This window comes from Mucilaginibacter aquaedulcis, assembly GCF_030409325.1.
In the GTDB taxonomy this organism is placed as follows: Bacteria; Bacteroidota; Bacteroidia; order Sphingobacteriales; family Sphingobacteriaceae; genus Mucilaginibacter; species Mucilaginibacter aquaedulcis.
Map to the genome: position 1 here is coordinate 222,600 of NZ_JAUFPR010000002.1, position 22,808 is coordinate 245,407.

The window sequence follows — 22,808 nt, forward strand, 5'->3', positions numbered from 1 at the left end:
TTGTATAACCACTGAAGCTTAACTGATCATATTTTTTTGCTTTTAAAACCAAAACCATTATTATTAATAAATGTTAGTTTGTACATTTATCATTATGACAAAATTACCTGTTTTAAACCAATTGCGCGTACCGCGCCTCATGAGTATTACCGCCATTTTATTTTTAATCATTTTTTCATCCTCACAAAGCATTGCTATACCCGCTGATCAAGGAAAGGATATTCCGGTTATTGGCCGTTGGGATATAACAATTGATAAAGGTGGCAAAAGTTTGCCATCATGGCTGGAGGTGCAAAAATCAGGTACACATACGCTGATAGGTAGATTCACTTATGCTTTTGGCAGTGCACGGCCTATTACGGAGGTTAAACCTGAGGGTGGTAAGTATAGTTTTTCTATCCCACCGCAATGGGAAGAAGGAAACAGGAATATGGATTTTGAATTTGAGGTTGATGGCGACCAGTTAAAAGGCACCATGGTTTATACAGATGGCGTTACTTATCATTTTACGGGTGTACGGGCTCCATTACTTACCCGGAATGCAGCACCGGCTTGGGGTAGTCCGATTAAGTTGTTTAACGGAAAAGATACCAAGGGGTGGCATACCGATGGTAAAAATCAATGGACAGTAGAAAATGGCATTCTTAGAAGCCTGCATTCAGGAGCCAATCTGATCAGTGACCAAAAGTTTACAGACTTTAAGCTTCATATCGAATTTAGGTATCAAAAGGGCAGCAATAGTGGTGTTTACCTTAGGGGAAGGTATGAAACACAGATAATTGATACTAAAACAGGCGATCCGGAGCCTATCAACAATCAGTTTAGCGCCATTTACGGCTTTTTACCACCAAATAAAATGATGGCTAAAGATGCCGGACAATGGCAATCTTATGATATTACTTTGGTTGGCCGGTTGGTTACTATTGTTGCTAATGGAACCATGGTAATATGCAAACAAGAAATTCCTGGGCTTACAGGGGGTGCTATCGACAGCAAAGAGGGTGAACCAGGTCCGATTCTTATTCAGGGTGATCATGGCCCAATTGATTACCGGAATATTGTAATAACACCGGTAAAATAGTTTAACAAGCCTGGTTCTCATTCGCAAACCAGGCTTGTTAATTAAAAGATCGTCTGAACTCCAGAGGAGAAAGGTTGGTTTTTGTTTTAAATAATTTACTGAACGATTGCGAATGTTCAAAACCCAATGCGTAAGCAACCTCGCTTACAGATAAATTGGTAGTTGATAGTTTCTCCTTAGCCTTTTCTATGAGTTTATTATGTATATGCTGCTGGGCGTTTTGGCCGGTTAATGAACGAAGCATATCACTCAAATAACTTGACGACAAATGTACTTGATCGGCAAGGTATTGAACGGTCGGAATACCCTCTCGTAAAGACTTTTCGTCAGCGAAGTATGTATCCAGAATTCCCTCTAACTGTTGCAGCAGGTTACTGCTAACAGCTTTGCGCGTAATAAACTGGCGTTTGTAAAACCGATCAGCATAACTAAGCAACAATTCAATTTGTGAAATGATCACCTGTTGGCTATGGTCATCAATCCGGCTATTTAATTCGTGTTCAATCATCTTGAATACTGCAATTATGGTTTCTTTTTCCTGATCAGAAAGGTGCAAACCTTCGTTGGCGGCGTATGAAAAAAAGCCATAATTCTTGATTGTTTTGGCTAAAGGATAATTCCATAAAAAATCGGGATGGATCAGCAATGTATAGAGGGAGCATTCCCTGATCTCCTGCTCATCATTCGCGCCGATCACCTGGTTGGGTGCGGCAAATAATAAACCGCCTTCGTCAAAGTCATAATGTCCTTGTCCATATTTTATTCTTCCGCTGAGCTTTGGCCGGTAAGATATTTTATAAAATTTCAGCACGTGAGCTTGCGGAGATCCATTTAAATGGGAGGGTGGGGTTGTGTTATTGAGTAAACTTATCAGCGGGTGTTTCGGCTGAGGTAAACCTAAAGCCCGGTGTGCTTCTGACAAAGAATCAAATTGATGAGGGATATTATCTTCTTTTTTCATAATGAAATTAATGCAATGATAACCGATAATGTTTTACTTACCGGTCATTATAAGGTCTTTATTCACAGCTTATTTTAAGTTTCCCTGAGCCGATTCAGAAACGACCTGCCAGCTTTCCCAGGTACTTATCCGTTCAGCATAGGCTGCGCGCAGCCAGGCCAAATTATGACTGCCAAGGTTAAAACGCAGGGGAGGGTTTTCCGTATCAACAATCTGAAAAAGTGCCTGAGGTGTAGCATTCGGATCGCCTCTTTCCATGTCTTTTAAGCTGTCAGTAAATTGTTTTTTAAAGTCGGCGTAAATATCAAGTCCGCTGGCAAACTTCAAAGAATCCTGACTTCCAAACTCGGTAGCATAAGCTCCCGGCTCAATAATGGTTACGTGTATGCCAAAAGCTTTAACTTCAGCGGCCAGACTTTCATGTATAGCTTCAAAAGCCCATTTAGACGAACAGTAATAGCCAATCACCGGCATAGTTACATGACCAAGACCACTTGATACCCCCAGAATGTGGCCGCCACCTTGTTGTCTTAATAAAGGCAACGCCGCTTTAATAACAGCCAGCGTTCCGAAAATATTGGTTTCATAAAGCGCGTGCACCTCGTTTGCGCTGGCTTCTTCGATGGTGCCAACCAATGAATAACCGGCATTATTAATTACAACATCAAGCTTTCCGAAATGTTCATAGGCTTGCGTTACGGCAGTTTTTACCTGGTCAGGTTTGGTAACGTCAAGTTCTAAGGTCAACACATTTGCTCCGTATTTTTCCTGTAAACTATTTAAACTTGCCACTGAGCGTGCAGTGGCTGCAACCTTGTCACCACGTTTTAAGGCAGCATCAGCCCAAATACTTCCAAACCCACGGGAGGCGCCTGTGATGAACCAAACTTTACTATTTTTTTGATGTTCCATGATTTCCTTTTTTAATTAATGATAAGGCAAATGTCAGTTGTTATCGGCTGCCTCATGTAGCCTAACCGGGGACATTTGTAGCCGGAATGAGAAATTGATGTAAATAAGAGCAATTAGTTAGTAGGGGTAGTGTAGTTGAATTTATAACATGAATGGCGGAAAATCCGTATTAAGCCTATGCGTTACTTACTAACCATTTCTTACCTTATCATCGCTACAACGCTTTTTGCTCAACAACCAGCTGCACAGGTAGCCCGATTGAAAGCAGCTCCGGAAACCGAAAAAATAAGGATTTATATTGCTTTGAGTCAGTCTTATGCTGAAAATCAGCCAGATTCGGCTGTTCACTATGCCAATGAGGGTATGAAGCTGGCCGAAAAACTTGGTGAAAGGCAAGGTCAGGCTTCGCTGCTTCTGGCTTTAGGTAATGTGAATGCGTTACATCATCATACAGAACTGGCCCGTAGTTTTTATAACGAAGCGCTTGGCTTATACCGTCGTCTGCAAGACGCGGCCGGTGTTGCCCATACCTATGATCAGCTCGGATTATTAGATGGTAATACCCATAATTTTAGTCAGGCACTAAAATATTATCAGGATAGCCGTGACAGTAGCGGCCTTATCGGCACTTACGAGGATCTGGGCAAGGCCGCAGAAGAAAAGGGTGAACATGAAAAAGCGTTAAGCTGGTATCTGCGTGCCGTTACCCAATATGAACACCGCAAACAACAGCCCGAAACTTATTTTGTGCTGCTGCAAAACATTGGTAAGCTTTATCAACAAAAAGGCGACGGTGCCAAGGGTTTGCGTTACCTGGAAGAAGGCGTACGTAAAAGTAATCAGCAGGGAAACGACACAAGCGAGATACATCTGTTGAATACAGAAGGTCAGTTATTAATTCAAGATCATGAATCTGTAAAGGCTTTAATGCGCTTTAAACAAGCACTTACAGAAGCCAAAAAATATCATCAGCCTGACGAACAGGCAGAGGCTTTAATCGGTATTGCAGGCGTGCTTCAAAAGCAAGATGCAGGTACCAGTATCCAAGATCTGCAGCAGGCGCTGAATATTGCAGAGGGGCTTAATGCTCCTAAACTGGAAGCCCGGATCTATGAGGCAATGGCCGGAGTTTATCGCCAGCAAAAGAATTATAAAGAAGCAATGATTGCCCTTGCGGAAGAACATCATTTGGTTGATAGCTTACTTAATGCAGATACGGTTAAAGAAATAGCCGCTTTAGATAGTAGCTATGTGTTGGAGCGCTCCCGGGAAAAAACTACGACATTGGAGCAGCTTAACAGGGCGGAGCAAACCAAATTACGCCTGGCACTTGTGGCTGGCGGAGCTGTAATTCTTGTTTTTGTACTGCTTTGGTTGTACCTGCGTAAAGTAAAACGCCTTAATGCCGAGCTTCAACATTTGAACGTTGAATTATCAAACTCTAACCGCGTAAAAGATACCTTGTTCTCCGTTATCGGTCATGATCTGAAAGGGCCAGCCGGCAGTGCTGCTCAACTGTTTGAACTGATGGAAACGGAAGATTTTACCCAGGACGAGATGAAATCAATGATCACCGAGTTGCGCAAGCAAACCAGTGCTTCGCTCGAGCTGCTTCAGGCTTTATTTGAATGGGGAAAGGCGCAATTACAGGGCATCCGGGTTAATCCTTCAGATTTTTATATTCAGCCCGTAGTGGAACGTTGCATACATCTGCTTAGTCAGCAGGCCGCGCAAAAAAACATCATGTTATCAGCCGATTTGCCCAACGATCTTAAGATTCACGCAGATGTAAATCATTTTGAATTTATTATCCGTAATCTCTTATCTAATGCTATCAAATTTAGTTATGAAGGCGGGGTGATCAATGTTGAGGTTCGCCTGCCAACACAGAAAGAGATTATATTATCTGTAAAAGATCAGGGTATTGGTATAAGTCCGGAACAGCAGGCCGTTTTCCTGACAAGCAACCTGAAGGTTAGTTTCGGTACCAAAAAAGAACAGGGTAGTGGTCTGGGATTATTACTCACCAAAGATTTTATCAAGGTCAATCACGGGCGCATCTGGCTGCAGAGTGAGCCGGGACAGGGAACTGTTTTTTACGTATCTATGCCTGCTGTTTAAGCTATTTGGCTAATGGGTATTCATTCGCGGAAAATTCCAATTCAAAAAAAAATGGTTGAATCATAGTTTATAACCTCCTTTTCGTCGATACAAAGTACCTGAATACCGATTGCTTAAGTATAACTAAGCTAATTCGTGTATCTTCCGCCATTGTCATTAGTTAATACTTTCTTATGAAATCACAAAATGAACTGATATGGTCAAGGCGGGCGTTTTTGACTACCATGGCCGGTACTGGTGCCGCAGCAATGTTAAGCCCTTTAGCAACCTGGGCGATTGACAATATTGATCCAAGAGTAGCAAAAATTGTAGCAGATACAATCGGGGTAGATACGCATAACCATATCGACGTTCCGCTTATAAAAGGAGAATTGCCTGGTCCGGATATTGACCTGGCGGGTGAAATGAAAAGATCTGGGTTATCAGCAGTATGCATGACCTTCGCACTCGATTACCAGCCTTTGCAAACTATGGGGGAGGCTTGGGATCGCTTTCAGAATGGACTTAACGCGATGGATCATCAACTAAAAAACAATAGAATGAAGCGAGCCATGAATTTTGCAGATCTCAAAGCCGCTCATGATAAACATCAACCTATAGTTATTCAGTCTGTTGAAGGAGGCCATTTTCTGGAAGGAAAACTGGACAGGTTAAGCATTGCATATGAACGGGGCTTAAGGCACTTTACATTGCTTCATGACAGTGACGCCTCCGTTCCATTGGGCGATGTTTATACTAATCCCGCTCGTTTTGGTGGATTAACTACGTTTGGAATAGATGTAGTTAAGGAATGCAATAAACAAGGAATACTCATTGATCTGGCTCATTGTAATGCAGATGCTATTGCGGCTGCGCTTAAGCTTGCTACACATCCTGTCATCATCTCTCATACAGGGCTTGATACGCAACTGGGGCAAAATGCTAACATGGCGAGAATGATGCGACCACGGTTGATCAGCAAAGAGCAAGCTAAAATTGTGGCCGACGCTGGTGGCGTGATCGGTGTATGGACGCATTTGGCAGATACCCCCTTAGCTTATGCCCAAAATATTCGGGCTTTGGTAGATGTGATTGGTGTGGATCATGCCTGTATCGGTACCGATACCAAATTGACACCTGCTTACAGGTCGCCTGGCAATTTCGGAGAATCCGGAAAAAAACCTGATGGTGCGCCCGGTGACAGACCGCAAAATAACCATAGGGTAGGTGAACGTACAAATGAAGCATGGGAAAACCAGAACGCCGGATTTTATTATGCCGTTGTTGATGCGCTTCTAAAAACGGGTTTTCAGGAAGATGAAATCTCCAAAATAGGTGGAGGTAACTTCTGCCGGGTGTTTAATGCAGCTACATCAGGTAATCATAAAGGAAGATAAATCCGAATCAGGAAGTTTGCATTGCAGGGAAAATTATTAGATTAGCTGTTAACCAGTATTAACCTATGAAAAGAAAAATTCTTCCTCTCCTCGTATTTTTAATATACCCATTAATACTGCTGGCTCAACGCAACGATGGAGCCGTGATTGCAGGTGATTTTGCCGACCCATCGATCATTAAGGTGAGTAATACGTATTTCGCCGTTGGTACATCCTCTGAATGGGCTCCGCATTTTCCTATATACAAATCTACTAACCTGAAAAACTGGAGCCAGGTAGGCTATGTTTTTGACAAAGCTCCCGAGTGGACTTCAGGATCATTCTGGGCACCGGAATATTACAAAATTAAGGATACCTATTATATTTATTACACCGCACGCCGCAAGGTAGATAATACATCCTTCATTGGAGTAGCCACTTCTAAATATCCAGATAAAGGGTTTACTGATCATGGGCCGCTGGTTACCTTTGGCAAAGAGGCCATTGATGCATTTATATTTAATGATCATGGGCAATTGTATATCACATTTAAGGCTTATGGCCTTGATAAACGACCGATAGAAATACTGGCAAGCAAGCTTTCGGCAAATGGCCTTAAATTGGAAGGTGAACCATTTTCTTTATTAAAAGATGAGCAACGTATTGGTATGGAAGGGCAAAGCATACTAAAAAGAGATGGCTATTATTATCTGTTTTATTCAGCAGGCAATTGCTGCGGAGTGCGATGTGGCTATAATGTGAGGGTAGCCCGGGCAAAAAACTTCTCAGGGCCTTACCAGGTTTTTGAAGGTAATCCAATATTGTCTGAAAATGACAAATGGAAGTGTATGGGGCACGGTACTTTTGTAAAAGGGCCCAATGGCAGCGATCTGTACCTGCATCATGCTTACAATAAACAAAGCACAGTAATCACCGGAAGGCAGGCATTGATCTCAGAGTTAGTTTGGCCTAAAACTAATAAATGGCCCAGGTTTAAGGCACAGCAGATCACAGGTGGTACTGTTCTGGATATTCATGACGATTTTACTGCTCAAACTATTGGTAAATATTGGCAATGGGATTTCCGAAATTCAACCCCCATTGCAATACAAAAGAAGGGCGTTCTCTATTTATCAGGAGAGGTTAAAGCAGACAATCAAGCCGGTATTGTGCTTACTTCCAGACCAGTTTCGGGTAGCTTTATAATGGAAACTACGGTTTTAAATAGTAATGCAGCCCTTAAAGGATTAGCATTTTATGGGGATGCTAATGTGGCTATTGGAATAGGCTCAGAAAATGATCATGTGGTATTATGGCAGGTGAAGGATAAACAATATTCCATTTTAGCTCAGACATCCGTCACAGAAAAGCCTGTTCAACTTAAACTGACCATGAAAGACGGCGGCATATGCGAATTTTACTACAGGCAGAATAACGACAACTGGAAGCCATTAACCTCAGATCATGCTATCACAGCAAGCGCTTTGCCGCAATGGGACAGAAGCCCAAGAGCAGGATTACATTTTAAAGGAGATGAGCATTTGAGCGCTCAATTCGCTGATTTTAGTATCGTGAATGAAGCAGAATAATAATCAACTTATACTACCGGGATTAAGCGGTGGTTCTTCCGGCGGGTTAGCGTGAGATGGCAGCTCATCTGGTATAAAGTCCGGGTTCTCTTGTGGGGTATTAGGTTCCTTTGGATCGTGGGGCTGGTTTATTTCAGGATTTTTTTCACGTGCAGGCATTTCGGGCTGCTCTCCCGGAAAAGTTTTATGTTTTTTCATAACTGACTTATTTAATTGGAATTTTGCTTGTATTTCAAGTTAACCAAAAAGGCTGAGTTTTTGTTCTTTATTTGGATAAAAAGAACTGTACGAATTATGTAACAAGGGATTTATATAATTGTGTTTCGATAAATAGTAAAATACCTTGCTAAGTATCTATAAACCATGATGTTGGTTTGTTTGTGCAATGTTTGCATCCTATGTTGACTGCTTTATATAGATTAATAACTTTGCAGTGTGTCAGGTATATAATTTAAAAGCAGCATTATTAAAGTTGCTAATACGGCAGATCAATCCACCAAAAACGAACAACGATATATTCAAACTAATAATTACTCAAAACCTTTAAGGTTAATACATGAAACGCGAAAACCTGATCTTATTGGCGGATGCATACAAATACGCTCATCATAAATTTTACTATCCCGGTACTACTCAAATTTATAGTTATCTGGAAAGCCGGGGAGGTGCCTTTAATGAAACTATTTTCTTCGGACTACAATATTTTTTAAAGGAATACCTTGAAGGTGCGGCATTTAAACAACATGATTTAGATGAAGCCGAAGGTTTCCTGAAACAAGTATTTGGCCGTGACGACGTTTTTGATAAAACCAAATTTCAATATATTCTGGATAAGTACAACGGTTATTTACCGGTGAAAATAAAAGCTGTTGCCGAAGGAACCGCGGTTCCTGTAGGCAATGTATTGATGACCATTGAAAATACCGACCCTGAATGTTACTGGCTTACCAATTTTTTAGAAACACTGCTGATGCAGGTTTGGTATCCAAGTACTGTGGCAACATTAAGTAATGAGATCAGAAAGGTAGTGACTCAATTTTACAGCGAAACAGCAAGCCAGGGTACAGAGGCAGGAATTGATTTTGTGCTGAATGATTTTGGCTTCAGGGGAGTAAGCAGTGCGGAGAGCGCCAAAATTGGAGGTGCTGCACATTTAATTAGCTTTAGCGGCAGTGATAACCTGGCCGGTAGCGGCATGGCTATCAAATACTACAATGCAGCCAAAGTTTACGGACTAAGCATCCCGGCTACTGAACATAGCATTTGTACTTTACTGGGTAGGGAAGGCGAATTGGAAATTTTTAAACATGTGCTGCGAAGCTTTCCTACAGGTACTATTGCTTGTGTATCTGATAGCTTTAACATTTTTAAAGCCTGTAAAGAATATTGGGGTGGCGAGTTACGCGATGAAATTCTGAATCGGAAAGGTACCCTGGTCATTCGCCCGGATAGCGGAGACCCGGTAATGACGCTTTTAAAAATGTTCGAAATATTGTTTGATTGTTTTGGTTTTACCGTCAATGATAAAGGTTATAAAGTATTACCACCACAGGTAAGAGTAATACAGGGCGATGGCGTAAACTATGCTGAAATCATTAATATTTACAATGCCTTAAAAAATAATAATATAAGTGCCGAAAATTTGGCGTTTGGCATGGGGGGAGCACTGTTGCAAAAAATTGATCGTGATACGGAAAGGTTTGCCTTAAAATGTAGCAGCGCAGTTATTAATGGCCGGGAGATAGATGTAGAAAAAAGTCCTACAGAAATGGATGCGCACGGCAATATTACTTCGAGTTTTAAAAAGAGCAAAGCTGGCCGTTTAAAACTGGTAAAAATAAATGGCATCTTCAAAACTGTAAGTCAGCATGAGCACGCTGAATTAGCTGATGAACTACACACTGTATTTGAAAATGGCGATTTGATTAATACTATTTCTTTTGAACAGGTAAGGGCCAATGCTAACCCAAAGACCTAAATTTTTATATTAAAATAGCCTTCCCTTTGTAATTCGTTTAAGATTGTTTTCAATAAATGATCTGTATTTTTATATATCGAAATCTATTTGGAATCAGAAAAGTTATTATATAACTAATACAACTTATAACTTAACTTATTTCATTTAACAATAAACTTCACGGAAATTGAACTTGTATTATTGGTTGAAAAACTGTTCATGATATACAGGTATGGAATACAAAAAATTAGGAAAAACTGACCTTCGCTTGTCGGCAATTGGCTTAGGCACTTTTGCAATTGGTGGAACTATGTGGGGCGGTACAGATACTGATAAAGCCATAAGTGCTATTCACGCCGCTATAGATCAGGGAGTAACAACAATTGATTCAGCACCATTTTATGGCTTGGGTTTGAGTGAAGAATTAATTGGCGAAGCGATTAAAGGAAAGGATCGCACCAAGCTTCAGCTTCTGACCAAATTTGGTATGGTATGGGACGGAAGTAATAATGGAAAAGGTGATTTTATGTTCAACATAGATAATTATGGACAAAACTATAGTTTATATAATTATGCATCAAAAGAAAGCGTAGTAAAAGAAACCGAAGAAAGTTTAAAACGCCTGGATACGGATTATATTGACCTGCTGCAAATTCATTGGAACGACCCTACCACACCGATAGATGAAACGATGGAAGCCATGCAAAAACTTATTGACCAGGGGAAAATTCTTGCGGCAGGTGTTTGCAATTATAATGCGGCTCAAATGAAAACAGCTCAAGAAAACATCATGATTGCCTCAAATCAGGTGCCCTATAGCATGCTAACCAGAGGCGTTGAACATGAAATAATTCCTTGTGCGGTTAAAGAAAAAATAGGAATTATTGTTTATACCCCTTTAGAAAGAGGCTTACTGACCGGAAAATACTTCATGGGGGCCCGTTTAAAACCTAATGATCATCGAAATGATTATTTTAATCATTTTCACCTCGAAAAAATAAAGACTTTTCTTGACAGAATAGAACCAATGGCTAATGAAAAAAATGCAACCTTAGCGCAGTTGGTATTACGCTGGACTACTTTACAGCCAGGTATATGTATAGTATTGGCCGGTGCCAGAAATGCAGAACAAGCTATAAGCAACGCCAATGCTATGGCAATTAGCTTAAATACTGATGAGATTAATTTCATTAATAGTGAGTTGATTAATGTGAACTCATCAATCGGACGCAAGAAAAGTCAGATTAAATGGGGAGAAGGTGGAATAGCCATCTGGGATTGATCACAAAATAGTTACGCTACCTTTTTTATATCCTGCAAAGAGTGTTGGCTTACATGGTCTGTATTAGCCAATTAGCCCGCATTGCTCAGGCTCAAATCATCATTCAAATTTCTATTAGCTGAATTGATTATTCCATACGGATGCCTGTTGTTGTTCAAAACAACCTATCAGAATAATCATAACTACAATTAGCAGGGTTATTTTGACCCCGGTTCAATAAAGCTGAACTTTGATATGGTTCTATTTAATGCTTTAAAAATCAAATATTTATATAAAAAAGCACTCGTGGTTTTCATGCAAGTAGATATGTGTGTCATGTATTCATTAATTTCTAAACAAATAAATTTTATATCATGCCAAACAGTAAAACAATTTTGATCACTGGTGCAGGTACCGGATTAGGAGAAGGTACAGCCATAGGGCTTGCTCAGGCAGGCTACAAAGTTATTGCAGGGGTACATATATATCCGCAAGTAACAGTACTACGTCAAAAAGCAAAGGAGCTAGGCCTCGAAAATAACCTACACGTTGAGAGGCTGGATATTTTAGATCCTTATGATGTGAGTAATGCACTAAGGTGGGACATTGATATCTTACTTAATAACGCTGGTATAGGCGAAACAGGTCCGGTATTTGAAACCCCGATAGAACTGATACATAAAAACTTTGAGACCAATTTTTTTGCTCCGATAGCCTTATCACAAAAATTTATTGCAAAATTTATCAGAGAAAAAAAGAAAGGTAAGGTCATATTCGTCTCTTCTATGGGAGGGCTATTCTTGCCTGCTCATTTTGGTGTGTATTGTTCTACGAAGCATGCGTTAGAAGCCATAGCCGAATCATTACAGCAGGAATTGAAAAAGTATAACATTCAGGTACAAACAATAAATCCTGGAGCATTTACTACAGGTTTTAACGAAACCATGTTAGAAACTTCATTCAGATGGTTGGATGATGATAAAAATTTCACTAAAAAAGCTGATCTAAAAGCTGAAATTGATGCACAGCTTGATTCACCTGATTGGAAATTAGTCCCTCAGGATATGATTGATGTTATGGTTAAAGTGGTGCCAGCCGACACAGGAAAATTCCGAAATGTATTTCCGCAATTTGTTGAGGATATGCTTAAGGATGGCCAGGCAAAAGCGTGGGAAAATACCATTTAATGTTAAAGAGTTATTCTGCCGCAATGAAAAATCTAAAGACAATTTTTTGTTTTCTGCTTTTTTAATGGTTGGTTTTTTGGTTAGGGTTCTAAACCCGAGATTATCATCTGATAATTTCGGGTTTAATTATTTACAGATGTGCGAATCAAAACATCTACTCCAATAAATTTTTAAAGGCCGACGCTCCGGCAAGGGCTACAGCATAATCCTGATCAACCTCGCCACCTGATACACCAATGGCTCCGGAGATTTTTCCGGTACTGTTTTTTAAAAGAATACCACCAGGGAAAGAAACCAGGCCACCATTAGTTAATTCAATATTGAAAAGTGGCCCCCCCGGTTGCGACAATTTGCCAACCTCGCCAGAGTCCATACCGCAAAGGCATGAAGTTCGGGCTTTCTTTATTGAAATATCAACAGAGGCTAATAAGGCATTGTCCATTCGCATAAACAGTTTAATATTGGCGCCATCATCAACAACTGCTATGTTCACGGGAACGCCAATTTCTTCGGCTTTAATCCTTGCGGCTTCAGCAATTTTTTGAGCCTGTGTAAGAGTAATACTCATATTGAATAAATAAGATATTAAAAAAATCTATTATAGTTTACCCAACGCTGCAACGTAGCCAAAGGTAAGTACCCTAAAGGGTGTTTTAATATTACATGGTTGATAGCTGTAATGATTTTAATGATAAATAATTCACCTGTTTAATAGAGAAGCAAAAAAATGAGATACTCGTGGTGGGGTATCTCATTCAGTGGAGCCGGAGGAAGCGGGGAATATTGTACTAAACAGTATCCAAATCGCCTGAAATATACTTGTAAAGCACTGATTTTAAATTATTTATTTGTTTTATGGCCAACCTTGTTCAACTTTGAACAAGTTGAGTAAATCACATTTTGACACTTAAAAAAACTAAAAAAACATGGCAACAGTTAATTTTAATCTCAATAAGCCCAACAAAAATGGCAAGTCTTTTATCTTTTTAACCTACTTAGCAATGGCGAAAAATTTCGTCATGATATAGAAACTAAGATTCTAAAAACTCAGTGGTTATTCAATAAACCCAAAAACCACAGATTTCATGGGCTTCGTTAAAAATATTAAAATCCTTGCGTTAAACCAGTTTGGTTATACGGCTGATAAGTGATCACAACGTTACTACCGGCAGTTGCAGGATTTGTAAATGGGTTTCCTGTTAAAGTAGTTAATGTATTGCGTTGAAATTTTATTCCCTGTATTTGCCTGGTTGAATAAATTGCATAACTGCCAGTACTCCCGTCGTACGCATTGGTATAGGCTGTTATAGTTATATTACTGGTTAAATCTAATGTCATTATATCGTTAAACGGACCTACCGTGAAATTAGTGCTTCCTATTTTGTTGGCTGGAACCGTTACACTTTTATAGTAACTAAAATCACCAGGTCCCCTAATTCCAAAAGCAATGGCAGCAGGCTTGTCATCCCAATAGCTATCAGCATTACCTATTGAAGTTATATCTATTCTAAATTTTGTAACCGAAGCAGGCAAAGCACTATTTATAACTATTTGCAATCCTGAATTCAAGCGTTGCAGATCAACACCAACTTGTTGATCTGTTGTTCCAACAGAAAAACTTACCTTTTTATAGAAGGTTTCGTCAAAATACTCTGAAAATTCCTCGTCTGAGTAGTAAATAAGTTTCTCGCTTTGATAATTGGAAAAAAACTTTGAATTTACAATTCCTACAAAAACGGCCACATAATTGCCTGCAATCAAATTGTCGCTAAATGTGGCAAAAGTAGGATCTCCCTTATTGATAACCAACGTTTTTAAAAGAGTACCATCTGTGGTATATAATTTATAAACCAATTTAGTAATATTGCTTGACGGCAGCGAAACTGCGGCGTTTAACTTAACTTTATTATCTTGATTAACAGCAGTATTTTCCTGGGTAAGGTTTATTATGTTAAATGAAACGGTATGTAAACTTCCGTCTGGAGAAGTTTCGGAATGTTTATCTTTTTTACATGATAACCATAACGCGCTTATAACTATGAAGCAAAAAATGTATCCTTTTTTCATGTGAATAGTTTTGAGTTTTAAAAACCTAAGTTTACTGTATTCCAGTCTTGGTTAACCGTTATATTAAACGCACTATTCCCCGGCATAAACAAATTTCCGGATAGTGTTGTCAGTGTGTTTCGTTTACAGATCACATCTTTTACAAGTCTTGTACCTAAAGGAGCTGTATTATTGCTGCCATAATAGTTAATAGTTACATCAAAAGGTTTTATGTTATTAAGCGTATATATAGTAATAGTATAGTTAGTTTTGCCGATATCTGTCGCGCCGATGTTTGTAGTAATTAACCGGGCTCTTGATGTACCATCTCCCTTTATAGTGTGGGCACTAATAAAAGTGGTGTCATTAAACCCTACCGTTATTTTTGTTACTCCTGTCGGTATAGGATCTTTCAATACAATATTTAATTTGGCGTTAAGACGATTTAATTCTGCGGCAAGGTTTACTCCACCAGTAGTTACTTTTATCGGTACTTTTTTATAAAACAAATCAGCCCAAATGCCGGTGGGTGTTCCATAACCAAAATACGGGCCTGGGTATACATTTAAATCAGAACTACCCCCTATAAAAGCAACAGTATAATCACCCGCCGGCAGATTGTCTGAAAAGGTACCAAAACCCGCCGAACCTACTTCGGCCCGTTTTTGAGAGACCAGTACTCCTGTATTTTTAAATAAAAGGTAAACTAATGATTGCACTGGGACGGGATCATTTGTAGCTTGGGTAGCTAACGCAGCTGTTTTTATTTTATTTAATGAATCTTGTGTTTCAGTAAAACCAGAAAGGTTAAAATTAACCGGATATAATTTTTCATCCGGAGCAACTTTTTTATCCTTCTTACACGAAAACAACAGGGTGGCACAAATACAGAGGAGTAAAATTATTTGTTTCATCGGCTTAAGTTTTATGTTACAAACATACTCCCTCTTTTGCAATCGATCAAATGAAATTTATTTGATAACATTGCAACCAACATTCCGTTTAAATTTGAGTTTGTTAATAAGGCTTTTGCAGAAAACCAAAAATTAATAATTGAAAAGAAAAACCAGTTAGATAGTATTCACGAAAAGTTGCTTGCTGTTGAGGAAAAATGGATTAGTGATCAAATTTTAAAAGATACATACAATCGGTGGTCACGCAATTACAATAGAAATATAACCACTTTAAAGTTTGATATTCTGAAATGGAAAGCAATTTGTCATTAGCAACGGACATTAGGAGTTTCACAATGCTGAGTTTTTTTGTCTCGTAACTACCTGAAAATGAACAATAAAAACTTAGTTGTTATAAAAAAAGGGATTTCCGATAGGAAATCCCTTTAGGTGGAGCCGGAGGGATTTGTATTGCCCATTTACTGCTCTTGTATTCAATGTTTTACGTGGATGTAAATTCTTACTCACCGAATTACGCACCACTTTTGACAACAGATTAATTGCAAATCTTATAAACAAATATAAGATTTTCCTTGCGATTTTTCAATTACCCTTTTAACAATACTAAGCCCAATCCAGAACCAGTACCCTGGTCGGTCAAACGCTTAAAAGGCTGGAATAATTTGGTTATATCAGTACCGCTGAATTAAGCGCTTATCGATCCAGGTTAGTCCACAACCCCGGATTGGTGCGGATATCGCTGAGGAACTCGATCACCTGCTCTACCTCACCGGTTTCCAGCAGCAAATGTCCGTCAGCAGTATAAGTGAATAGCTTATCCGGCATCTCAAAAGTGATAAACCCGTAATAGTTCGGATCGTCTATCTTCTCCAAGTGAAGCATACTTTCCCGGCTGCGGATGAGCTGGCGGTTAGTGGTTCCCAAGTCGCTGAAAATGCTGTAGGTATGCGTAATGATGGTATGACCATCTAAATGCGCCAGTGTGTCCGGAAAGATCATCAAAGAAAGCGCGCTATGCGGCTGAAAAAATAAAGGTATCATAAACAGCTATGGATTTATGGCTGCCCAAAGCCGATGCCCCCTGTGATGGTTAGTGCAGGGATAACCGCGTTCAACCCGATATGTTTCGTAATCGGTATTTAAAAAACCGGATCGCTGTGAGCGACCCGGTTAAATATTAATTTGCCGCTTGAACAATTTGTCTTTCGACCTCGCTCAGTGCCGCGCTGATGCCTTCTCGCTGCTCTTGTAATAATTTCAGATGATCTGCATGGTCGGCATAATCGGCGATATATTCATCATACTTCGCAATAGCAGCCCGCTCACCATCGGTGATAGCCGTTAGAATGGCTTTGTCCTCCTTGCTGCTCAATGCCTGCTTGATAGTAAGCCAGGTACGGTGTAAGCCACCTAATATGCCACCGTCCTCGTTATCCGCTTCACCGCCATGAACGGCTATATGTTCTTTCAGTTCCGCGGCATAAACGATGCGTTCGCCTGAAAACTTAGCAAACAGCGCTTTCAGTTCCGGGTTACCCGTCGCTTCTGAAGCAGACAGATAGCCTTCCCTGCCGTCGTTAACTAAAGCCAATAATTCCTTCAAGTCATTGATGACCTCTTCCTTTGTTTTTAATGATGATGCTTTGATGCTTTCCATAATTGATTTTCCTATTCGTCTGCAATAAGCCGGCCGCTTTCGGTTATGATTTCATTTTACAGGGAATAAGAATTTAAAGGACATAATTTAGCCTACTGTAGCAGATCGAACCATTCGCTGAACTTGAGGAAGGTTTGGTTAGCCGCATCTATCAGCTCCGTGCCGGGCAGGTTTTCCCGCTGATCTAAAACCGCCTGGAAACGCTGCCACATGGCCATCGTATCTTCCCCGTAACCTTGAAAAAAGGTTAAACCTTCGGATAATCCGAGTTGTTGACCGACCATTCGGCTAATGATCTTGCCACCCAGCGTTGAGCCTTCGATCACATACAGTGCGCCCAAGGCCTGCCCATGGCTTATGATCTGCGGTAAATAGTCGGCAGGCGCCAGGGCCGGTAACTTCCCGCCCAAGGCGGAGATATCATCGGCAATAGCCCGGGTTTTCCGGCGCCGCGTATAATCGGGTACGCTATCCATAGATAAGTGATTATTAATCAGCTGCTCCAGCCCGCCGAAATAGCTGTAAAAGAGCGACAGTAAAGTGCTGAGCATCAGTGTTTGATCCGGAAATAAAAGGTGGAACCCTGGCCGATCTCGCTTTCTGCCCAAATGCGCCCATCGTGTTTTTCGACGATCCGCTTCACAATCGCAAGGCCTACGCCTGAACCCTCCATATCCTTGACGTTATCCATCCGGTGAAACAATTCAAACACTTTAGGCAAATCCTTTTCTGCTATCCCTAAACCATTGTCCTTAACCGCGTAACAAATATGCCCGTCATCCCGCCAGCCGGCGACATGCACTTTGGCCGGGGTGGCGTACTGGGAATATTTAACAGCATTACCCAGCAGATTAGCAAACACCTGTGACAACATCGTGCGGTCACCTTTCAGGTCGGGGGTTTCACCCACCGTTACTTCCAGTGCAGAATCGGCGTATTGCAGCAGCAGGTCATTGATCGTTTCGTCGATAATGGGCCGGGTGGGTACCAGCAGGAGCTGCATGGCTGATTTGCCGATGCGCGAATAGTCGAGGATAGCCCCGATCATTAAATTCATCTGGTCCGCCCGGTCGGCGATCCGCTGCGCCATCTCCTTGCCCCGCTCAATAATAGACTGATCCCGGGCCAATAGCTGCGCGTAACCCTTGATCGACGCGATCGGGCTTTTGAGATCATGGGAGATCGTATAACTGAACGTTTCTAATTCTTCATAAGCCAGGCGAAGGCTCTCATTCAGCAATTTAACGGCATCGGCTTTCAAAGTCACGGCATGTTCGATCTCCTGCCGCAGTAAGTTGACCGCAAGCGTATCCTGCTTGCTCCAGGTCTCAGACGAGCCCGAAACCTGTTCTGACCAGACCTCGAAAGATTGCCGGGGTGAAATATTTAGCATACCGTTTGCCTGTAGTTCTTGTTTATCAGCCGGTTGACCAGCCCAGTTGATCGTTTGCGATACCTCGGGTTTAAACCAAACGATATATTCGCCCAGTTCGCGGGAAATGGTGAGAACCATCATCCCGCTGGCAAGCCCCTGATAAGCGCGACTTTCCGGGTACATCGCACTTAACATTTTCGTATTACAAACAGACACCTCGATGTTTTCTTTTAACCAGTCCACAAGGTGCTCCATTTCCTGAACCGGCGGTGTGTTGCCAAGCGCATGTATCGCACCGCCGATGACGACCAAAGCGCCGGTAGCGCGTACGAGCGCCAGGAGTTCGGCGGGATCATGCAAAAGGGCCTGCCTGATATTCGTTCTTTCCTGCAGGGACTTGGCAATTTTTGACAAGCTGTTTTTTGAAGCTTCCAACCGATGCTGGTCAGCGATCTCGCCCCGGTATTGCAAGGCTGAGGACAGGATCTGGCCGACCAGTTTGGCATATTCCCGCGACCGGTAATCAATGAATTTCGGGGTATAGTGATGGCAGGCGATCAGGCCCCAGAGCTCGTCGTTACAAATAATTGAAATACTGAAGCTGGAGGCCACACCCATATTTTTGAGGTACTGGATATGGATGGGCGAAACGGCCCGCAACTGGGAACGGGTGAGATCGAGCGGGATTGAATTTTGAGGGCCGGTCAGTATTTGAGTGGTTTCGGTATGAACGTTAGCGATCAGCCGCGTGAGGTTTAGTTTATACAGTTCTCTCGCCTGTTTGGGGATATCTGAAGCAGGGTAATGCAGCCCCAGCCAGGACGGCAGACCGGCTTCGCGTTCCTCTGCCGCTACCTCGCCATGGCCGTCATCGCCGAAGCGGTAGATCATCACCCGGTCGTAGCCGATGATCTTTTTGACCTGCCGGGCCGCAGCGTTCAGCAGGTCGTTAAGGTCCTTATGTTTTAACAGTTCGGCGATAGACCGTCCCATCCTGTTTTGAACCTGGATATTAAAGCTGGAAAAAGCCGGCTCGAATTCCAGTAAATAGAATTCCGAGCTGGCCGCAACGATCAGGTAATAATCGGTTTCGTTGATTTTAAGCTCCAAAGGATTGGCCGGATCGAACGCGCCGGAAGATTTCCCGGCGTTGATAAAGTTGCTGATGGTATTTTCTTCTACATTCAGCCTTTGTTCTAAATCGGCCACAGAAAGTCCTAAAAGATTGCTGTCTGGTGCCCTTGCTAATTGGGAGGTGTTTGTGCTGGCGTACCGGATGATATGGGCTTCATCGATCACCACTAAAAATCCATGTGCTTGTATCTGCCCCGGTATATGAATAGGTTCACGGTCACAATTTGTAAGGTCAACCGGAATGTTTTTCATTTTTCGAAGAGTAAAGGAGGGACGGGTAAAGGTGTACTTAATAATCCAACAAAGTACTATACTTTCAAAATATATAATTAATTGAAAATTAATAGCTTATTAGTGTTGTAATTGCGGTGTTCGGTTTACTTATGAGCCGAATATTAATTGTTGACGATGATCCGGATTTGCTGGAGATCTTATCTTATTTACTGACTTCAAGCGGGTACGAAGTTCAGACCCTGTCAAAAGGAGATGCCATATTCGAACATATTGCTGCCTTCCAGCCTGACCTTATTCTGATGGATGTGATGCTGGCCGGAATGGATGGCCGGGAGATTTGCAAAGGCATAAAGGCGAATCCGCAGACCTTAATGCCAGTGATCCTGATATCAGGCACGCATGATCTTTCCCTGACCCTGACGCAAACCGGTGCGCCGGATGATTTCCTGGCCAAGCCATTCGACCTGGACGAGTTGTTAAAAAAGGTTGCTTTTCAGCTGGCTGCCTGATCAGATTTTATGTGGGTCACCCAAAGGATTGCGCGCTTGTTGATAAAGCTCTGCTTCGCCTTTTAATAACGGAGCAGGAGCGGCGGTGTCCGGTACAGGTGTATTGGTGCCGTCATTCGAAACCTTAGCGGCAGGCTTTACCGCCAGCCGGGTTCTTTTGACACGTTCGGTCTTTTTCATACCTAAACAAGCATTAAAAGCGGCTAATGTTTTAATTAATTGGCCGCTTCAATCCAGACCGGCGCATGGTCGTTGCCGTGCGGCCAGCCATGGACATCTGCATCAACAGCTCCACCAACCAGCTTTTCAGCCAATTAATTATTTAATAAAAAAAAATGATCCAGATGTAATCCGGCGTTCCGGCTATAAGCGTCCCGCAAATAATCCCAAAAAAGTATAAATGCGTTGACCCGGATACAAAATCCTGATCGCATCTGTCCAGCCCTGCTCTGATAATAATTCAAACAGTTCCCGCGATTTTATTTTTGATTGTTTAACTTTTCTATCTTTACCCATACGATAGAAAGTAAGTTAAAAAGAAAATGCCTTATCAGCCGCCAAATGCAGACATCCTTAAGACGCTGGAAACGGCGCCCAATATGTATTTGGTGCTATCCCCCGGGCTTTATATCCTAACCGCCAGCGACCTGTACCTTGAAGCTACGCAAAGCCGCCGGGAAGTGATAGCGGGCAAACATATTTTCGAGGCCTTTCCGGACAATCCCGAACTGCCGGATGCAGATGGTGTACAAAATATCAACGCATCTTTGCAGGAGGTGCTGCGGACTAAAAAGCCACATTATATGCGCATTCAGCGTTATGATGTACCAGATATGGAGCATCCCGGCAAGTTTATCCAGCGCTACTGGGACCCGATGCATCACCCGGTGTTGACACCCGATGGCGATATTCACTACATTATCCAGCTGGCAACTAATGTAACGGAGCGCGTGCTGGCCGAGGAAGCCTTCGCCAAACAGATCATTGCCCACCAGAAACTGGAGGTTAGCGAAAAGTATTTCCGGCATCTGGCCGACATCGTACCGGCTAAGATCAGTAACGCACTGCCCAGTGGTGAGGTCACCTTTTTCAATCAGCGCTGGCTGGACTATGCCGGAATGAACTTTGAAGACCTGCGCGATTTCGGTTATCACCAGATGATGCACCCGGACGAAATCCCGGTTTTTCAGGAAAAATTAGCGGAAGCCGCAGCTAAGGGTGTCGCTCTGGAAAGCGAAATGCGCTTCAAAGACATTAACGGGAAATACCGTTGGCACCTGAACATTGCTTCACCGATCCTGAATGATGACGGCGAGATCATCATGTGGGTAGGTTCAACGACCGATATCCAGCGTATCAAAGAAGAGGACCAGCGTAAAAGCGACTTTATCGGCATGGTCAGCCATGAATTGAAAACACCGCTGACTTTCCTTACCGCCATTGTGCAGGTCGCCAATAAAAAACTGGAAAAAAGTGAAGATTCGTTTTTAGCCGGGGCTATGGAGAAAGCCGGCGTGCAGGTGAAGCGGATGAGTAATATGATCAATGGTTTTCTTAATGTCTCCCGCCTGGAATTCTCCAAGCTGATCATTGATAAGCACGAATTTAACCTGGAGAACCTGATCGAAGAAACCATCAAAGAAACCGAACTGACCATCGCCAGTCACATCTTCAAATTTGAGCCATGCAATCCGGTGATGGTTCGCGCGGACTACGATAAGATCGGTTCAGTCATTACCAACCTGATCAGTAATGCCGTAAAATATTCGCCAAAAGGAAAAATGATCGATATCAAATGCGAGATTATTGGTAACTGTGCCCAAGTGAGTGTAAGGGATGAAGGAATGGGTTTAAAACCGCAGGATATAGAGAAAGTATTTGAGCGGTATTACCGCGTGGAAACGCATCATACCCAGCATATCTCCAGTTTCGGGATCGGCTTATATTTAAGCGCGGAGATCATCCACCGGCATAACGGCAAAATATGGGTGGAAAGTGAAAGCGGCGTAGGCTCCACTTTTTATTTCAGCCTGCCGCTAAATTAAAACTAATAAGCCAGCGGCTGGTGACTGACCATGCGAACAACCTTATTCACCATGTCTTCCACATTAAATGGTTTGGTGATATAATCATTCGCATCGCATTCCTTTGCGATCAGTTCGATGTCATTGGCGGTTGACAAAATAATTACCGGAACCACCGCTAAAGCAGGAACCTGCTTGATCTTGCGGCATAAACGGTGGCCCGGCCGGTTATTGATAAATTCATCCAGTAAGATCACATCGGGTTCAAATGGAATGATCTCGGACAGGTCCTGTGGTTCGGGAATACTCAGCGTTTCGAAACCTTGATCCTGTAATATAAACTCCACAATATGACGGATATCCTGGTCGTTCTCGATAATCAACACTTTCTTCTTCAAGCCATCTAAATTTTGATAAAGGTAACTGTTTAAAAATGAAAGGTTAACAGGCCAATGTAATCTTCCAGTTGGGGTATGATCAGTCGTTTAGCG

21 protein-coding genes are annotated in these 22,808 nt (G+C 42.0%); 9 read left to right on the forward strand and 12 right to left on the reverse strand.

Translation table 11 applies throughout. The annotated features are described in order from the left end of the window. The first annotated feature begins 94 nt into the window (after window positions 1-94). Complete coding sequence (locus QWZ01_RS05530; RefSeq protein WP_290322278.1) at window positions 95-1,081, forward strand: 3-keto-disaccharide hydrolase; 987 nt, start codon at window positions 95-97, stop codon at window positions 1,079-1,081. Between the two features lie 37 nt (window positions 1,082-1,118). Here QWZ01_RS05530 and QWZ01_RS05535 read toward each other — a convergent pair whose 3' ends face one another. Both QWZ01_RS05535 and QWZ01_RS05540 read right to left on the reverse strand, forming a co-directional pair. Next, entirely contained in the window at window positions 1,119-2,042 is a 924-nt protein-coding gene (locus tag QWZ01_RS05535) for a helix-turn-helix domain-containing protein (RefSeq protein ID WP_290322279.1), read from the reverse strand. 69 nt (window positions 2,043-2,111) lie between these two features. Further along, the gene (locus tag QWZ01_RS05540; RefSeq protein WP_290322280.1) at window positions 2,112-2,954 is read right to left on the reverse strand and encodes an SDR family NAD(P)-dependent oxidoreductase; all 843 of its coding nucleotides are present in this window, start codon (window positions 2,952-2,954) and stop codon (window positions 2,112-2,114) included. A 177-nt stretch (window positions 2,955-3,131) separates the two neighbouring features. On the opposite strand from QWZ01_RS05540, the gene QWZ01_RS05545 reads away from it, so the two are divergent. From QWZ01_RS05545 to QWZ01_RS05555, 3 genes are all read left to right on the forward strand, one after another. After that, entirely contained in the window at window positions 3,132-5,075 is a 1,944-nt protein-coding gene (locus QWZ01_RS05545) for a tetratricopeptide repeat-containing sensor histidine kinase (protein WP_290322281.1), read from the forward strand. Between the two features lie 248 nt (window positions 5,076-5,323). Further along, a complete protein-coding gene (locus QWZ01_RS05550; protein WP_290322282.1) occupies window positions 5,324-6,451 on the forward strand; it encodes a dipeptidase in 1,128 nt (375 codons plus the stop codon). Window positions 6,452-6,516: 65 nt separating this feature from the next. Beyond that, window positions 6,517-8,019: a glycoside hydrolase family 43 protein gene (locus tag QWZ01_RS05555; RefSeq protein WP_290322283.1), complete on the forward strand. Its 1,503-nt coding sequence runs from the start codon at window positions 6,517-6,519 to the stop codon at window positions 8,017-8,019. Between the two features lie 3 nt (window positions 8,020-8,022). Here the strand turns inward: QWZ01_RS05555 and QWZ01_RS05560 are convergent, their stop codons facing one another. Beyond that, entirely contained in the window at window positions 8,023-8,217 is a 195-nt protein-coding gene (locus QWZ01_RS05560; RefSeq protein ID WP_290322284.1) for a hypothetical protein, read from the reverse strand. A 358-nt stretch (window positions 8,218-8,575) separates the two neighbouring features. On the opposite strand from QWZ01_RS05560, the gene QWZ01_RS05565 reads away from it, so the two are divergent. The 3 genes from QWZ01_RS05565 (at window position 8,576) to QWZ01_RS05575 (ending at window position 12,424) form a co-directional block, all read left to right on the forward strand. Then, complete coding sequence (locus tag QWZ01_RS05565; RefSeq protein WP_290322285.1) at window positions 8,576-9,997, forward strand: nicotinate phosphoribosyltransferase; 1,422 nt, start codon at window positions 8,576-8,578, stop codon at window positions 9,995-9,997. A 211-nt stretch (window positions 9,998-10,208) separates the two neighbouring features. Further along, window positions 10,209-11,258: an aldo/keto reductase gene (locus QWZ01_RS05570; RefSeq protein ID WP_290322286.1), complete on the forward strand. Its 1,050-nt coding sequence runs from the start codon at window positions 10,209-10,211 to the stop codon at window positions 11,256-11,258. A gap of 353 nt (window positions 11,259-11,611) precedes the next feature. Beyond that, window positions 11,612-12,424, forward strand: a complete 813-nt coding sequence (locus QWZ01_RS05575; protein WP_290322287.1) for an SDR family oxidoreductase — start codon at window positions 11,612-11,614, stop codon at window positions 12,422-12,424. A gap of 154 nt (window positions 12,425-12,578) precedes the next feature. Here QWZ01_RS05575 and QWZ01_RS05580 read toward each other — a convergent pair whose 3' ends face one another. The 7 genes from QWZ01_RS05580 to QWZ01_RS05610 form a co-directional block, all read right to left on the reverse strand. Then, on the reverse strand, window positions 12,579-12,992 hold the full coding sequence (locus QWZ01_RS05580) for a GlcG/HbpS family heme-binding protein (RefSeq protein ID WP_290322288.1): 414 nt from the start codon (window positions 12,990-12,992) through the stop codon (window positions 12,579-12,581). A gap of 536 nt (window positions 12,993-13,528) precedes the next feature. Next, window positions 13,529-14,491 carry a hypothetical protein gene (locus QWZ01_RS05585; RefSeq protein ID WP_290322289.1) on the reverse strand — a complete coding sequence of 321 codons (963 nt, stop codon included), beginning with the start codon at window positions 14,489-14,491 and terminating at the stop codon, window positions 13,529-13,531. Window positions 14,492-14,508: 17 nt separating this feature from the next. Then, complete coding sequence (locus tag QWZ01_RS05590; RefSeq protein WP_290322290.1) at window positions 14,509-15,384, reverse strand: hypothetical protein; 876 nt, start codon at window positions 15,382-15,384, stop codon at window positions 14,509-14,511. Between the two features lie 693 nt (window positions 15,385-16,077). Then, complete coding sequence (locus QWZ01_RS05595) at window positions 16,078-16,425, reverse strand: hypothetical protein (RefSeq protein ID WP_290322291.1); 348 nt, start codon at window positions 16,423-16,425, stop codon at window positions 16,078-16,080. Between the two features lie 136 nt (window positions 16,426-16,561). Next, on the reverse strand, window positions 16,562-17,041 hold the full coding sequence (locus QWZ01_RS05600) for a PA2169 family four-helix-bundle protein (RefSeq protein WP_290322292.1): 480 nt from the start codon (window positions 17,039-17,041) through the stop codon (window positions 16,562-16,564). A 92-nt stretch (window positions 17,042-17,133) separates the two neighbouring features. Further along, window positions 17,134-17,592 carry a biliverdin-producing heme oxygenase gene (locus QWZ01_RS05605; protein ID WP_290322293.1) on the reverse strand — a complete coding sequence of 153 codons (459 nt, stop codon included), beginning with the start codon at window positions 17,590-17,592 and terminating at the stop codon, window positions 17,134-17,136. Further along, window positions 17,592-19,802, reverse strand: coding sequence for an ATP-binding protein (locus QWZ01_RS05610; protein ID WP_290322294.1), 2,211 nt, complete (start codon window positions 19,800-19,802; stop codon window positions 17,592-17,594). Before QWZ01_RS05610 ends, QWZ01_RS05605 begins: the two co-directional genes overlap by 1 nt. Before the next feature lie 131 nt (window positions 19,803-19,933). Here QWZ01_RS05610 and QWZ01_RS05615 point away from each other — a divergent pair, with 131 nt between their 5' ends. Continuing rightward, entirely contained in the window at window positions 19,934-20,293 is a 360-nt protein-coding gene (locus tag QWZ01_RS05615; protein ID WP_290322296.1) for a response regulator transcription factor, read from the forward strand. On the opposite strand, the gene QWZ01_RS05620 is transcribed toward QWZ01_RS05615, so the two are convergent. After that, window positions 20,294-20,473, reverse strand: a complete 180-nt coding sequence (locus tag QWZ01_RS05620; RefSeq protein ID WP_290322297.1) for a hypothetical protein — start codon at window positions 20,471-20,473, stop codon at window positions 20,294-20,296. Between the two features lie 362 nt (window positions 20,474-20,835). Between QWZ01_RS05620 and QWZ01_RS05625 the strand changes: the two genes are divergently transcribed. Next, window positions 20,836-22,338: a PAS domain-containing sensor histidine kinase gene (locus QWZ01_RS05625; protein WP_290322298.1), complete on the forward strand. Its 1,503-nt coding sequence runs from the start codon at window positions 20,836-20,838 to the stop codon at window positions 22,336-22,338. Window positions 22,339-22,340: 2 nt separating this feature from the next. Here the strand turns inward: QWZ01_RS05625 and QWZ01_RS05630 are convergent, their stop codons facing one another. Then, window positions 22,341-22,715, reverse strand: coding sequence for a response regulator (locus QWZ01_RS05630; RefSeq protein WP_290322299.1), 375 nt, complete (start codon window positions 22,713-22,715; stop codon window positions 22,341-22,343). Window positions 22,716-22,808: the final 93 nt, after the last annotated feature.

Bases quoted from the DNA above. Each gene is read 5' to 3' on its own strand.
- QWZ01_RS05550 (WP_290322282.1), top strand. From the start codon at position 5,324: ATGTTAAGCCCTTTAGCAACCTGGGCGATTGACAATATTGATCCAAGA.
- QWZ01_RS05560 (WP_290322284.1), bottom strand. From the start codon at position 8,217: ATGAAAAAACATAAAACTTTTCCGGGAGAGCAGCCCGAAATGCCTGCA.
- QWZ01_RS05580 (WP_290322288.1), bottom strand. From the start codon at position 12,992: ATGAGTATTACTCTTACACAGGCTCAAAAAATTGCTGAAGCCGCAAGG.
- QWZ01_RS05555 (WP_290322283.1), top strand. From the start codon at position 6,517: ATGAAAAGAAAAATTCTTCCTCTCCTCGTATTTTTAATATACCCATTA.
- QWZ01_RS05575 (WP_290322287.1), top strand. From the start codon at position 11,612: ATGCCAAACAGTAAAACAATTTTGATCACTGGTGCAGGTACCGGATTA.
- QWZ01_RS05530 (WP_290322278.1), top strand. From the start codon at position 95: ATGACAAAATTACCTGTTTTAAACCAATTGCGCGTACCGCGCCTCATG.
- QWZ01_RS05535 (WP_290322279.1), bottom strand. From the start codon at position 2,042: ATGAAAAAAGAAGATAATATCCCTCATCAATTTGATTCTTTGTCAGAA.
- QWZ01_RS05545 (WP_290322281.1), top strand. From the start codon at position 3,132: ATGCGTTACTTACTAACCATTTCTTACCTTATCATCGCTACAACGCTT.
- QWZ01_RS05625 (WP_290322298.1), top strand. From the start codon at position 20,836: ATGCCTTATCAGCCGCCAAATGCAGACATCCTTAAGACGCTGGAAACG.
- QWZ01_RS05600 (WP_290322292.1), bottom strand. From the start codon at position 17,041: ATGGAAAGCATCAAAGCATCATCATTAAAAACAAAGGAAGAGGTCATC.
- QWZ01_RS05595 (WP_290322291.1), bottom strand. From the start codon at position 16,425: ATGATACCTTTATTTTTTCAGCCGCATAGCGCGCTTTCTTTGATGATC.
- QWZ01_RS05615 (WP_290322296.1), top strand. From the start codon at position 19,934: ATGAGCCGAATATTAATTGTTGACGATGATCCGGATTTGCTGGAGATC.
- QWZ01_RS05590 (WP_290322290.1), bottom strand. From the start codon at position 15,384: ATGAAACAAATAATTTTACTCCTCTGTATTTGTGCCACCCTGTTGTTT.
- QWZ01_RS05605 (WP_290322293.1), bottom strand. From the start codon at position 17,592: ATGCTCAGCACTTTACTGTCGCTCTTTTACAGCTATTTCGGCGGGCTG.
- QWZ01_RS05570 (WP_290322286.1), top strand. From the start codon at position 10,209: ATGGAATACAAAAAATTAGGAAAAACTGACCTTCGCTTGTCGGCAATT.
- QWZ01_RS05540 (WP_290322280.1), bottom strand. From the start codon at position 2,954: ATGGAACATCAAAAAAATAGTAAAGTTTGGTTCATCACAGGCGCCTCC.
- QWZ01_RS05610 (WP_290322294.1), bottom strand. From the start codon at position 19,802: ATGAAAAACATTCCGGTTGACCTTACAAATTGTGACCGTGAACCTATT.
- QWZ01_RS05620 (WP_290322297.1), bottom strand. From the start codon at position 20,473: ATGAAAAAGACCGAACGTGTCAAAAGAACCCGGCTGGCGGTAAAGCCT.
- QWZ01_RS05585 (WP_290322289.1), bottom strand. From the start codon at position 14,491: ATGAAAAAAGGATACATTTTTTGCTTCATAGTTATAAGCGCGTTATGG.
- QWZ01_RS05565 (WP_290322285.1), top strand. From the start codon at position 8,576: ATGAAACGCGAAAACCTGATCTTATTGGCGGATGCATACAAATACGCT.